Source organism: Microbacterium croceum, from assembly GCF_023091245.1.
Taxonomy (GTDB): domain Bacteria; phylum Actinomycetota; class Actinomycetes; order Actinomycetales; family Microbacteriaceae; genus Microbacterium; species Microbacterium croceum.
On record NZ_JAHWXN010000001.1, the window covers coordinates 1,037,417 to 1,050,694 of the forward strand.

Consider the following 13,278-nt stretch of genomic DNA (forward strand, 5'->3'; position numbering starts at 1 on the left):
GTGCGGCTCAGCGGCGACCCGTGCGGGGCAGCTCCTTCAGGTCGCGCAGCGCGGGTCCCTCGATGCGTGTGCCGTCGGGGGCGAACCGTGACGCATGCAGCGGGCAGTCCCACGTGCACTCCGCGTCGTTCCACTCCAGCACCCCGCCGAGGTGCGGGCAGACGGCGTCGACCGCGCGGGTGACGCCGTCGACGGTCGAGATCGCGACCGGGAGCCCGGCGCGGTTGGCGACGACGCCCTCGCCCTCGTCCGGCTGAGGGACCGGCACGGACCGGGACTCGGCCTCCGACCATCCTGACGCCAGCGCGGCCGCGACCTTGCCGCCCTCCGTCGCACCGCGCACGAGGTCGGCGGCCATGGTCAGCCGGGTGGCGAACGTGTTCATCCACCGCGGGCGGTCGTTCCAGCTGGTTCCGAGGATCTCGGCGGTCAGACGCATCGCGGCCGCCGGTGCGTTCGAGAGTCCCCATTTGGCGTAGCCGGTGGCGAAGCGGATGCGCCCGAGGCCGCGCGGCATCGCACCGACGAAGGGGATGAGATTGTGCGACTCGTAGTCCTGCGCCGACCATCGGTGCGTCTCCTCGGCGCCGGGGAAGTGCGCCTGCGTCCACGACACGATGTCCTCGACCGCGGCCTTCTCGCCGTCCGAGCGGCCGACCGGATGACCGTTCCCGCCGACCACCAGCTGCGCCGTGCCCACCGGGCCATCGGCATCGGACACCGAACGGATGGACCTGGTCGGGCCGTCGACGGAGAGGAACGTCCCCTCCGGCACCTCGCCGGGAACGCGGAACGAGACGCAGTACGAGCGCAGTCCGCGGATCTTCGCGAAGTAGAGGCCGCGGTCCAGGATCGGGGTCCCCGTCGCGATCACGATGTGGTGGGCGAACAGTGGCCCGAGCGCCGTCTCGACGCGGGTGTCGGGCAGCGCGTGGGCTCCGGTGACCCGCACACCGGTGTGCAGCGTCCCTCCCGCCGCCCGCAGTTCCTCCACCAACGCTCGCGCGAGGCGCACGGGATCGATCGCCACCTGGTCGTCGAGGGAGACCGCGCCGGAGATCGGGAACGGCACGGACGGCAGCTCCTCCGGCGTGAGCATCCGCGTCGGCAGCCCCGCCTCCTGCGCGGCATCGTGCTGGGCCTGCAGCGTCTCGAGTCCGCCGCGCCCCTGCGCGTAGGAGTGGTCCGTGCGGCGCGTGTACGAGACGCCGGCACCGTCCGCGAAAGCGGTCAGCCAGTCCATCCCCGCGCGGTTGGCCTCGACATACGCCCGCACCAGCGCGGCGGGGTGATGGCGGCGGATCTCGGCGAGCTGGTGGCCCTGCAGCAGCGAGAGCTTGCCGGTGTTCCCGCCGGTGGCGAGCTCGGCGACCTCTCCCGCGTCGATCACGGCGACCTCGTGCCCTGCGCGGGCGAGCATGACCGCGGTCGTCAGTCCGGTGATCCCCGCGCCGACGACCACGACGTCATGCCGGGCTCCCGGTACGAAGTCCGAGCCGAGGGGGAGGGGTGCGTCGGTCTTCCACAGAGGCGTCATGCGATCAGTCAACGCCACCGGCGGGCGAGCTTCCAGCGCCTTGACATTCCCGGGATGCGCGGGGATCGGGGACTACAGTGGCCACCGTGAACCTCCGCCGTGTGCTGCTCGTCGCCCTGGGCGGAACGATCGGCACCGCGGCCCGTCTCGGGCTCGGGCTGCTGATCCCCGAGAACGGCGGCTTCCCCACCGCGGTGCTCATCGCGAACCTCCTCGGCGCGCTGCTCATCGGGGTGCTCGCCGCGCGTCTGCCGGCGTCGCACGAGCTGCGCGTGCTCCTCGGAACCGGCGTGCTCGGCGGCTTCACCACCTACAGCGCTTTCATGACCGGAACCCTCGCGCTGTGGGCGGAGGCGCCGATCGTGGCGGTCGCCTACGCGCTCGGATCGGTCGTGCTCGGCCTCGGTGCCGCGGCGCTCGGGCTGCGTCTGGGACGCCGTCGGGACCGAGGGGCGGCGGCATGAGCCCGCTGCTGTTCCTCGCCGCCGCGCTCGCCGGCGGAGCGGGCGCGGTTCTGCGCTATCTGGCCGACCTCGGCGTCGCACGGTTCGCGGGGAGGCGGTTCCCGTGGGGCATCCTCCTGGTGAACGTCTCCGGCTCGTTCGCCCTGGGAGTCGTGGCCACGGCGCTGCCCGAGGGGGCGTTCGTGCTTGGTGCGGGGCTGCTCGGCGGCTACACCACGTTCAGCACGGCGATGCTCGACACGGTCGCACTCCGGCGCGATGGCGAGGGGCGGGCGGCCGCCGTCAACGCGATCGGGATGCTCGCGCTCGGGCTCGTCGCCGCAGGACTCGGCCTCGCGCTCGGAGCCGGGCTGCGCTGAGCGCGGGGTCGGGCGCACGCGCTCCCAGCATCCTCTCACCGCGAGAATGTACAAACGTACATGTACAGCTGTTCCGGGGGTGGTCATGGGGGAAGTCGCGCGTCGTCGCCGCGACCCTGAGGCGCGCCGCCGGGAGATCGCGGAGGCGGCAGCCGAGCTCATCGTCGAAGTCGGCACCGATGCGATCACGCACCGCCTGGTCGCCGCCAGAGCCGGGGTTCCGCTGGGTGCCACCACGCAGTACTTCGACACGCTCGACGATCTGCGCACCGCCGCGTTCGGCGTGCTCGCCGACGAGGTCGACGCACGACTCGAGGGCGTCCGTGCCGTGCTCGCCGTCCAGGGCGTGAGCCCCGCCGTGCTCGCCGTGCTCATCGTCGAAGGTCTCGAGGATGCCCGTGCCGTCCAGGCCGACCGTGCCGTGGTCACGGCCGCCGTCCACGATCCGCGCCTCCGCGAGCTCGCCCGCCACCTCTCCGAGCAGCTCACCGCCATGCTGGAGCCGAGTTACGGCACCGAGCGCGCGACGGCCGCCACGATCTTCATCGACGGGGTGATGTGGAGCGCGCAGATCCGCGATGCACCGCTCGACCGTCCCTTCATCGAGACCGCACTGCAGCGCATCCTCGGCGAACCCGCATCCGTCCGTCCTGCCGCGCAGCCCGCACCCTGAACCGAGGAAACAGCCTTGTCGAATCTCGCCGTCCTGAGTTTGAAGAACCGCGCGCTCATCGCCCTGATCACGATCGTCGCCGCGGTGTTCGGCGGTCTCGCGCTCACGAGTCTGAAGCAGGAGCTCATCCCCTCGCTCGAGCTTCCGAACCTCGTCGTCATGACCACCTACCCCGGCGCCTCGCCCGAGGTCGTCGAGAACGACGTCTCGACGCCGATCGAGTCCGCGATCCAGGGCGTGCCCGGGCTCGAGGGCACCAGCGCGACGAGCACCACCAACGCATCGATCGTGCAGGCGACGTTCGCCTACGGCACGAACCTGGCGACGGCGGAGCAGAAGATCCAGCAGTCCATCAACCGCATCTCCTCCGATCTCCCGGATGATGTGACCCCGCAGGTGCTCGCGGTGGCGATCGACGACTTCCCGGTGATCCAGGTCGCCGTGACCGGCTTCGACGACGCCGAGAACGCGCAGGCGGAGCTCGAGAGCATCGCGATCCCCGACCTCGAAGACGTCGACGGCGTCAACGCCGCGCAGATCGTCGGCGGCATCGGTCAGCGCATCAGCATCACCCCGGACGTCGCGAAGCTCGCCGCCGAAGGCCAGAGCACGCAGGCCATCAGCTCGGCGCTGCAGCAGAACGGCACGCTGTTCCCCGGCGGGGACATCACGCAGGACGGTCAGACGCTCACGGTGCAGACCGGAGCGAAGATCACCTCGGTCGACGAGATCGCCGCCCTGCCGCTGGTCGGCACGAGCCTGACGATCGGCGATGTGGCCACTGTCGTGCAGGAGTCCGACCCGATCTCCTCGATCTCTCGCGTCGACGGCAAGGATGCGCTGTCGATCTCGATCACCAAGCTGCCGGCCGCCAACACGGTGGAGGTGTCGAAGGGCGTGATCGCGGCGCTCGACGAGATCGGCAAGGCGTTCCCGGATGCCGAGTTCACGATCATCTTCGACCAGGCGCCGTTCATCGTGCAGTCGATCGACACCCTGGCCACCGAGGGTCTGCTCGGTCTCGTGTTCGCGGTGATCGTCATCCTGGTGTTCCTGCTGTCGGTCCGCTCGACGCTCGTGACCGCGATCTCGATCCCCACCTCGGTGCTGATCACGTTCATCGGTCTGCAGGCGTTCGGGTACTCGCTGAACGTGCTGACGCTGGGTGCGCTCACGATCGCGATCGGTCGCGTCGTCGACGACTCCATCGTCGTGATCGAGAACATCAAACGGCACTACGTCGGTGACGCGGACAAGGGCGATGCCATCCGTCTCGCGGTACGCGAGGTCGCGGCGGCGATCACGGCGTCGACCATCACCACGGTCGCCGTGTTCCTGCCGATCATGTTCGTCGGCGACATGGTGGGCGAGCTGTTCCGCCCGTTCGCGATGACGGTGACGATCGCCATGGTCGCCTCGCTCCTGGTCGCCCTGACCATCGTGCCGGTGCTCGCCTACTGGTTCCTCAAGCCCGGCAAGGAGCTGCTCGACGACAGCGGCACCGCGATCGATCCCGAGCACCCGGACGCGCCGCCGACGCGGCTGCAGCGCGGTTACCGCCCCATCCTCGGGTGGACGCTGAAGCACTCCGGCATCACCGTGATCCTGGCGGTGGTCGTGCTCGGTGCGACCCTCGCCGCCGCGCCGCTGATGAAGATCAACTTCCTCGGCGACAGCGGTCAGAACACCATGACCGTCACGCAGGACCTCGGCCCGACCGCGAGCCTGCAGGCCAAGTCCGATGCCGCCGTCGCCGTGGAAGACGCGCTGCTCGATATCAAGGGCATCGAACACGTGCAGGCCTCGATCGGATCGAGCGGTTCCGCGCTGCGTGACGCCTTCTCCGGCGGCGCCGGCATCACCTACTCGGTCCTCACCGACGGCGACGCCGACCAGGAGGCGCTGCGCGCCAAGGTGCAGGACGCGATCGACGGACTCGGCGACGACGTCGGAGACATCGCGGTCGCGGCGTCGGCCGGCTTCGGCTCGAGCGACATCGAGATCACGGTTTCCGCCTCGAACGCCGACGATCTGAACACCGCGACCTCGGCCGTCGTCGACGAGCTCAAGGGACGCGACGGCATCAGCCAGGTGACCGACAACCTCGCTGCGGCCCTGCCGTACATCGCCGTGGTGGTCGATCGTGAAGCGGCGGCGCAGCGCGGACTGTCCGAGGTCGCCGTGGGTTCCATCGTGTCGAACACGATGCGTCCGCAGCAGCTGGGCTCGGTCGAGATCGACGACACCGCCCTGACGGTGTATCTGGTCACGCCAGAGCCGCCCACCACCGTGGACGCGCTGAAGGAGCTCGCGATCCCGACGCCGCTCGGCGTCGTGCAGCTGCAGGACATCGCGACGGTCGAGCAGCGCAACGGCCCGACCTCGATCACGACCGAGCAGGGTCGCCGCACGTCGACGATCACGGTGCCGCCCGGCACCGACAACCTCGCCACCGCCACGCAGTCGGTGAATGAGGCTCTCGCCGCGGTAGATCTGCCGGATGGTGCATCGGCCGAGGTCGGCGGTGTCGCCTCGCAGCAGGCCGATTCGTTCTCGCAGCTCGGACTCGCGATGCTGGCCGCGATCCTGATCGTCTACGTGGTGATGGTGGCGACCTTCAAGTCGCTGCGCCAGCCGCTGCTGCTGCTCGTCTCGGTGCCGTTCGCGGCGACCGGCGCGATCCTGCTGCAGATCGTCACGGGTGTGCCGCTCGGCGTGGCCTCACTGATCGGTGTGCTGATGCTCATCGGCATCGTGGTCACCAACGCGATCGTGCTCGTCGACCTCGTGAACCAGTACCGCGAGAAGGGGCTGTCGACCATCGAGGCGGTCAAGGCCGGTGGCGAGAAGCGTCTGCGTCCGATCCTGATGACGGCGCTGGCGACGATCTTCGCGCTCACCCCGATGGCACTCGGGATCACCGGCCACGGCGGGTTCATCTCGCAGCCGCTGGCCATCGTCGTGATCGGTGGTCTGATCTCGTCGACCGTGCTGACGCTGATCGTGCTGCCGACGCTCTACAACCTCGTCGAAGGTGCCAAGGAACGTCGTCAGGCGCGTAAGGCCGGGCGGTCCGATGACACTCCCGCGCCCGCACTCGCCGGTGCCGATGCGGCTGCCGCGGTCGCTGCCGTGCACGGCCCGCAGACGGAGGCGTCGGCGGACGGCTCGGCGGAGGCGCACCGGCTGACCCGCCGTGAGCTGCGCAAGCGCGGGGAGTAATCCGCGGTCGTACGTACCTCAGGATGATCCGGCCTCGCGCCTCCGCAGACACCTGTCTGCGGAGCGGCGGGGCCGGATCGTCCTGAGTTGCGAACGCGGGCGACCGGCCCGGGCCTGCTCAGTCCAGAGCGATGCCCCAGTGGAGCATCCAGCTCTCGTCCGGGGCGAGTCGGCGTACGCCGAGGCCGCTGTTGAAGGCGTCGGCGGGTGCCGTCATCGGCTCGATCGCGACCGCGAGCGACTGCCCGGGGTACAGGGGAGTCGTGTACACCTGCACGAAGTCGAAGCCCTCGCCCTGCCAGAGTGTGACGCGGCGGCCGTCCGGTGCGGTGAGCGAGTGACGCACCAGGCCGTCGGCGTCGCGGGTGAGGTCGGTGAAGCCGGTGTCGAGCGTGACGTCGCCGAGCCGTACCCCGTCGCGCAGACTCTGCGGTGCGGCGGCGGTGCCCGTCGGGAGCATCCGGTCGTCGGTCTCGAACTGCGTCGCGGCCGGCACGCGCAGCACCAGGTCGTGCGGGTCGACGTCGCCGATCGTGACGAACGGGTGGGTGCCGAGCGCGACCGGCGCCGACGTCTCGGATCGGTTGGTGAGGGTGTGCGTGACCTCGATGCCGTCGGCCGTCAGCACATACGACACCGCGGTCTCGATCAGGTAGGGGTAGCCGGTCTGCGGCACGATCGTCGCGCTCAGGGTGACGGCCGACTCCGTCTGCGCGATCTCGTACGCGGTGAAGCGCAGCAGGCCGTGGCTCGCGTTCGACAGCTTCGGCTCGGTGATCGCGAGCTGGCGCGGGGTGCCCTCGTCGTCCCAGCGACCGTCGCGCACGCGATTCGGCCAGGGGGCCAGCACCACGCCGGAGCATGCCGGAGTCGGCTGGGCGAGCGGATACGGGGGCACGAGGTCGACGCCGCCGATGCGGAGTGAGCGCAGCGACGCGCCGACCTGGGCGATCTGCGCGGTGACCTCGCCGAGCTGGAGGGCGATCTGGGTGCCGGTGGGGGATGCGGTACTCACTCCGTCATCGTAGGGCCCTCGGTGCGTTCACAACTCCTCAAGAGCCGGTGCCCTCGGCCTGAACCGGCCCCGGATCACGCCATCGAAGCGGATTCTTGAGGAGTTGTGAACCCTGCGCATCGGGCACTCTCTCAGCCGCGTCGGCTACAGTGGTCCGGTCGGCTTCGGACAGCCGCGCAGTGCGCGGACGTTTTCCTGTTGAAGTGTGAGTCCAGGGGCCGATGGTGAGCGTCCATCGACGCGCATGAACCATCACATGAATAGCCCCAGCTCCTCACCGACCGGCCCTTGAGCCGCTCCCCAGGTGCGCGCATGCGCGCGGCGCTGTTCTCGTGCGAGAACGAAAGACACATCCATGCCCAAGAGCAAGAAGCCCCAGGGTGGCCGTCCGGCCCGCAACTTCGAACCGCGCTACGGCGCGAACAAGACGTCGTTCCACGACCGTCACCACGGCGCACCTGCCCGTGACGGCGCGCGCCCCGAGCGCGGCGGACGGTCGGATGCCGGCGAGCGCCGCAGCGCGCCCGCAGCCGGTGGCTACGACCGCCGCCCCGGCAGCCGCAGCGCCGGACACCGCGGATACCGTCCGGCCGAGGCCGAGGGTGGCGCGCCCAAGCAGCGCTGGAGCGCGCAGGAGCGCGCAGGACGCGACGAGGCCCGCAGCATCCGCAACCGCGCGGAGTCCGGGCGCCGCGACGCCCCGCACCACCGCGACGAGCGTCCGCGTACCGGTGGAGGGTCGTACGACCGCGGCGCCCAGCGTCCCACCGGTCCCGGCACCTACCGCGACGACCGCGGCGGTCAGCGCTTCGGTCGCGACGAGCGGCCTTCGAGTGGCGGCGATCAGCGCCGTGGCTTCCGCGACGGCGACCACCGCTCCGGTGACAGCGCGCGTCGCGACGACCGCGGCGGTCAGCGCTTCGACCGCGACGCGCGTCCGCGTCGCGACGACCGCGGAGCCCAGGCCCGTGGCTACGGTGACCGCCCGAACCGTGGCGCCGAGCGTTCGGATCGGTCGTTCGACGCCGATCGCGCGCGCCGTTCCTTCGACCGCGACCGCACGCAGCGCTCGTTCGACGGTGGCCGGGACGAGCGCCCGCGCACCGGCGAGCGCAGCCGCCCTGCGACCGGCGGCGCCTACCGCACGGAGCGCGTGCGTCCGTTGACCTCGGACACCCGGGGCCGTCCGGCGCGCAACGAGCGTCCGAGCCGCAACGACTGGAACGCCGCCCCGAGTGCTCCGAGCCGCGGAGTGAAGTTCGAGCAGACCGAGGACGTCGTGCACGAGCGCCTCGAGGCGAAGTCCGTGCAGGCCGTCGAGGTCGCCGATGTGACCTTCGGTGACCTGGGCCTCGGCTCGAACATCGTAGAGACGCTCGCGGGTCTGGGCGCGGCGAAGCCGTTCGCGATCCAGGCGGCCAGCATCCCGGCCGTCCTCGAGGGCCGCGACGTCCTCGCCCGCGGCCGCACCGGCTCCGGTAAGACCATCGCCTTCGGTGCGCCCCTCGTCGAGCGCGTGCTGCAGTCGCAGGCGGGCAAGCGCCGCGAGTTCGGTCGCTCCCCGCGAGCGATCATCCTCGCGCCGACGCGTGAGCTCGCGCTGCAGATCGATCGCACGATCCAGCCGATCGCCCGCAGCGTCGGTCTGTTCACCACCCAGATCTACGGCGGCGTGCCGCAGGGACGCCAGGTGGGTGCGCTCAAGAAGGGCGTCGACATCGTGATCGGCACGCCCGGCCGCATCGAGGACCTGATCAATCAGGGCAAGCTCGACCTCTCGGACTGCCGCATCGCGGTGCTCGACGAGGCCGACCACATGTGCGAGCTCGGGTTCGTCGAGCCCGTGCAGCGCATCCTGCGCCACACGGCCGACGGCAGCCAGAAGCTGCTGTTCTCGGCGACGCTCGACCGTGAGGTCGCCGCTCTCGTCGACGAGTTCCTGGTGGATCCGGCGGTCTTCGAGGTCGCCGGTGAGGACCAGGGCTCCAGCACGATCGAGCACCGCGTGCTCGTGATCGAGCACCGCGACAAGGCCGACATCCTCACTTCGCTCGTCGACCGCGAGGGCAAGACACTGGTCTTCGCCCGCACGCGCGCCTACGCCGACATGCTCGCCGAGCAGTTCGACGATGCCGGCATCCCGGCGGTCTCGCTGCACGGTGACCTGAACCAGGCCAAGCGCACGCGCAACCTGGAGCGCCTCACCTCGGGACGGGTCAACGTGCTGGTCGCGACCGATGTCGCCGCCCGCGGCATCCACGTCGACGACATCGACCTGGTCGTGCAGGCCGACGCCCCGGACGAGTACAAGACGTACCTGCACCGCTCTGGTCGCACCGGCCGCGCCGGTCGCATGGGCCGCGTCGTGACGCTCATCACGCGCCAGCGCCAGCGCCGCATGACCGAGCTGCTCGACCGCGCCGAGATCGATGCGCCGTTCGAGAACGCTCGCGTGAACGACGACATCATCGAGGAGATCACCGGTCGCGTGCCGACCGCCGCGCAGCTCACGAGCTGAGCCGCCTTCCCCACTCAGGGCATCACACCCGAGAGGGCCCGGAACCTCGCGTTTCGGGCCCTTTCGGCGTCATGCCTCCTGAGTCGCGGACGAGGCGATGGGCATTTCTCCCCTGCGTCCTCGGCGGATTATCCACATAGTCTGGAGTAATGCGCAACAACCGGGGGATCGTTCGTGGTGTGGCACTGCTGCTCGGAGGGGTGATCGCGCTGACGGCGTTGGCCGGGTGCGCCAGGAAGTCCGAAGACCTCGAGGAGCAGGTCGCGAAGGACCCGGCCGTCTCGTCGATCGAGGAGACGGCCGACGGCGAGTACCAGGTGACGCTGGACGACTCGACGCCGCCCGATGACCTCGCCGATATCGCCGGACGGCTGAACGATCTCATCGAGTCCGTGACCGATGACGATGTCGTGCTGCGGCTGCGGGCCGGCGCCTGGCAGTGGACGCTCAGCGGTGATGCGGGTGAGCGAGCGGATCTCGCGCAAGCGGTGAGTGAACTCGTCGGAGTGGACGGCATCCTGCAGGGCAGGGTCTGGTCCTCCGAGGATGCGCTCGGCATCGAGGCGGTCGCGGAAGCGGGTGTGGAGCCGGTGTCCGTGGTCATGCCGCTGGCGGATGCGGCTGCCGCGGGACCTCTGACGGGTGGACTGCAGCTCAAGGTCTCGGATGTACACGAACGGTCGACCGTGGAGACGAGGAATCCCGAAAAAGTGAAGCCCGCGCTCGAGGCTGTCGTCGAGGTGGCGGCGCTCGCCCCGATTCAGAGGTACACGCTCGACGATGAGTCGCTGTCGCTGCGCATGCGTTCCGTCGAAGGGGCCGCCGCCGCAACACCGGTCGTCGATGCGCTGAATGCCGGTGACTCGGGGGTTGGGGTCAGCCTGATCAGCGGCATCATCAGTGCCCCCGCGGCGCAGCAGGACCTCGCTGCCCGTCTCAGCGCGATCCTCACCCCGATCGACGGTGTCATCGGGGCTTCGATCGATACGCATGGGCCCGCGGCGTTGCACCTGTCGGTGACCACGTCCGATGCCGAATCAGCGGCGACAGTGCAGCAGGCGCTCCTCGCGACACCCGACCTGCAGGCGTTCAACTCTCTCCAGCTGTTCGTGCTGAAGCAGGACGAACCCGGCACGTGGGCTACGGGTAAGACCATGAAGGAGAGGGGCTTCGTCGAGAACTTCGAGCGGGCGCTCTCACTCGCCGGCACGGAGGGCGTACGATCCGCCGCGATCGGTCCGCTCGAGCTCGACGTGGTGCTCGAGCACGGAGCCGATGCGGCGGCAGTGGCCCCGGCGATCAAAGCGGCGGCGCTGCGCGACCAGGAGGCCGAGATCTTCGGCTCGACGAGCTGGGGACCGGAGAAGGACCGCGCGCTCTACTCGTTCGACGTCACCGGCAAGCTGCACGTGGATCTGGTGAACGGGTACGGCGACGAGGGTGCCTTCGTCGAGGCCTGGAACGACGCGCCCGACCTCTGAGTGCGGACGGCGGTCGTGAGTGCGGCCGGCGGTCGCTGAGAGGTCAAGACACGCCGCAGCAGCTGCGTCAGCTGCGGCGTGTCTTGACCTCTCGCGGGGTACTACGACAGCTCGTGCTCGTGGATCGTCGTGGTCGAGGATGTGCCGTTCAGGTCGAGGAAGAGCACCTGCTCGGTCACGGTCAGCGTGAGCGTGTTGCGGCGCGCGATCAGCGGCACGGCGGCGTCGATGAACCCGGGGTCGAAGCTGTACACGCGGATCGCGTCGGAGCGGTGGATCTTCTTGCCCGCCCATGGCGCCATCACCTTGGCGGGGTCGCGGTGCGTGTAGACCACCGTGCGCTCGGCGAGGCGGCTGCCGTAGTGCAGGCGTTCGGCGTCGGGTGCGCCGACTTCGATCCAGGCCGTGATCTTCCCGGTGAGGTCGCGGACCAGCACCGCCGGGTCCTCGGTCGATGAGATGCCGTCGCCGAAGACGATCCCCTCGGTGTGCTCGAGTCCGAGTGCCAGGATGCGGGTGAGCATGTAGGCGTCGGTCTCGGACGGGTGGCGGGCGACACGCAGCGAGAAGTCGTCGTAGACCCCGCGATCCATGTCCGCCAGTTGAACGTCGAACGTGTGGATGGTGGAGCCGATAGCCATAACCGAGAAGCCTACGCGTCCGCGGAGGCGTGCCGGTGCGTCATCGTCGCTCGGCGGGCCGGGTCGATGCCTCGTCGCGGTCGCGGAGGAACACCATGCCGATCAGCACCAGGGAGGCGCCGAGCGCCGCGGCCCCGACGACTGCGATCGTGGTGCCACCGCCCTGGGGCAGGATGGTGCCGACGATCGTGGCGGCGAGACCACCGAGGAACAGCAGGGCGACGTATCCACGGAACATGCCTTCAACCTAACGGGTGCGCGCGTCGGATCAGAAGAGCATCGGCTGCGGTGCCGGGGCGGATGCCGTGGCCGGCTCGAACCGCACGGGGCGCACGCGCTGCGGGTAGTCGTCTTCGTGGCGGCCGTCGAGCCCGTGCGCGCGGATGAGCGGGCGAGCGCGCTTCGCGAGCCATTGCCGGTAGGGCTTGGGCGCCTCGGCGGCGGCGCCGGGGTAGAGGCCGCGGTACGACGACACCAGGTCGGGGCGCGCCTCACCGAGCCACTGGAAGAACCACGACTTCACGCCGGCGCGCAGATGCAGTGCGCCGTAGATCACCGTGCGGGCGCCAGCGGCCTTGATACGGGTCAGGGCGGCGTCGATCGCGGCGATGGAGTCGGTCAGGTGCGGCATGATCGGCATGAGGAAGACGGTCACCCGGAAACCGGCATCCGCCAGCGCCCGTACGGTGTCGAGCCGCGCCTGGGTCGTCGGTGCTCCCGGTTCGATCGCCTTCTGCAGTTCATCGTCGTACATCGCGATCGACATCTGCACGTCGACGGGCACGCGCTGGGCGGCCTTCACGAGCAGCGGGATGTCGCGCCGGATCAGGGTGCCCTTGGTGAGGATCGACATCGGAGTGCCCGATGCCGCGAGCGTCTCGATGATGCCGGGCATCAGCTTGTACCGGCCTTCCGCCCGCTGATACGGGTCGGTGTTGGTGCCGAGTGCCACGGTCTCGTGCTGCCAGCTGCCGCGGCGCAGCTCCTTCTCGAGCACCTCCACCACATTGACCTTCACCACGATCTGCGAGTCGAAGTCCGCCCCGCCGTCGAGGTCGAGGTACTCGTGCGTCCCGCGGGCGAAGCAGTAGGTGCAGGCATGACTGCAGCCACGGTAGGGGTTGATCGTCCACGCGAAGGGCATGCGCGACGCACCGGGCACGTGGTTGAGTGCGGACTTCGACAGCACTTCGTGGAACGTCATCCCGGCGAATTCCGGAGTGGTGACCGTGCGCAGCACGCTGCTGCGGTCTTCCAGTCCCGGCAGCGCAGCGGCATCGACGTCTCCGACCTTCTGCCCTTGCCACCGCATGAAGCAAGTCGAACAAAAAGACGAAGAATTGTCAACCCAGAATCGAAGCTAAGTAC

At 69.8% G+C, this 13,278-nt stretch carries 11 protein-coding genes; 6 read left to right on the forward strand and 5 right to left on the reverse strand.

Annotation, left to right across the window (positions count from 1 at the left end; translation table 11 throughout):
* Positions 1-7 precede the first annotated feature (7 nt).
* Positions 8-1,537 carry an FAD-dependent oxidoreductase gene (locus KZC51_RS04955; protein WP_247628904.1) on the reverse strand — a complete coding sequence of 510 codons (1,530 nt, stop codon included), beginning with the start codon at positions 1,535-1,537 and terminating at the stop codon, positions 8-10.
* Between the two features lie 86 nt (positions 1,538-1,623).
* Here KZC51_RS04955 and KZC51_RS04960 point away from each other — a divergent pair, with 86 nt between their 5' ends.
* The 4 genes from KZC51_RS04960 to KZC51_RS04975 all read left to right on the forward strand — a co-directional run bounded on the left by KZC51_RS04960 (position 1,624) and on the right by KZC51_RS04975 (position 6,255).
* Positions 1,624-2,001 carry a fluoride efflux transporter FluC gene (locus KZC51_RS04960; protein WP_247628905.1) on the forward strand — a complete coding sequence of 126 codons (378 nt, stop codon included), beginning with the start codon at positions 1,624-1,626 and terminating at the stop codon, positions 1,999-2,001.
* A complete protein-coding gene (locus KZC51_RS04965) occupies positions 1,998-2,360 on the forward strand; it encodes a fluoride efflux transporter FluC (RefSeq protein WP_247628906.1) in 363 nt (120 codons plus the stop codon). The genes KZC51_RS04960 and KZC51_RS04965 overlap by 4 nt, the downstream gene beginning before the upstream one ends.
* Before the next feature lie 85 nt (positions 2,361-2,445).
* Complete coding sequence (locus KZC51_RS04970) at positions 2,446-3,033, forward strand: TetR/AcrR family transcriptional regulator (protein ID WP_247628907.1); 588 nt, start codon at positions 2,446-2,448, stop codon at positions 3,031-3,033.
* 15 nt (positions 3,034-3,048) lie between these two features.
* Entirely contained in the window at positions 3,049-6,255 is a 3,207-nt protein-coding gene (locus KZC51_RS04975) for an efflux RND transporter permease subunit (RefSeq protein ID WP_247628908.1), read from the forward strand.
* Positions 6,256-6,373: 118 nt separating this feature from the next.
* On the opposite strand, the gene KZC51_RS04980 is transcribed toward KZC51_RS04975, so the two are convergent.
* A complete protein-coding gene (locus KZC51_RS04980) occupies positions 6,374-7,270 on the reverse strand; it encodes an aldose 1-epimerase family protein (RefSeq protein WP_247628909.1) in 897 nt (298 codons plus the stop codon).
* 355 nt (positions 7,271-7,625) lie between these two features.
* Between KZC51_RS04980 and KZC51_RS04985 the strand changes: the two genes are divergently transcribed.
* Both KZC51_RS04985 and KZC51_RS04990 read left to right on the forward strand, forming a co-directional pair.
* On the forward strand, positions 7,626-9,788 hold the full coding sequence (locus KZC51_RS04985; protein WP_247628910.1) for a DEAD/DEAH box helicase: 2,163 nt from the start codon (positions 7,626-7,628) through the stop codon (positions 9,786-9,788).
* A gap of 149 nt (positions 9,789-9,937) precedes the next feature.
* Entirely contained in the window at positions 9,938-11,269 is a 1,332-nt protein-coding gene (locus tag KZC51_RS04990; protein WP_247628911.1) for a hypothetical protein, read from the forward strand.
* A gap of 101 nt (positions 11,270-11,370) precedes the next feature.
* Here KZC51_RS04990 and KZC51_RS04995 read toward each other — a convergent pair whose 3' ends face one another.
* The 3 genes from KZC51_RS04995 to KZC51_RS05005 are packed head-to-tail and all read right to left on the reverse strand — an operon-like array spanning position 11,371 to position 13,222.
* Positions 11,371-11,910: a YaeQ family protein gene (locus KZC51_RS04995; RefSeq protein ID WP_247628912.1), complete on the reverse strand. Its 540-nt coding sequence runs from the start codon at positions 11,908-11,910 to the stop codon at positions 11,371-11,373.
* 40 nt (positions 11,911-11,950) lie between these two features.
* Positions 11,951-12,148 (reverse strand): hypothetical protein, encoded by a 198-nt coding sequence (locus KZC51_RS05000; RefSeq protein WP_247628913.1) that lies wholly within the window; start codon positions 12,146-12,148, stop codon positions 11,951-11,953.
* A gap of 30 nt (positions 12,149-12,178) precedes the next feature.
* Entirely contained in the window at positions 12,179-13,222 is a 1,044-nt protein-coding gene (locus KZC51_RS05005; protein WP_247628914.1) for an Rv2578c family radical SAM protein, read from the reverse strand.
* Positions 13,223-13,278: the final 56 nt, after the last annotated feature.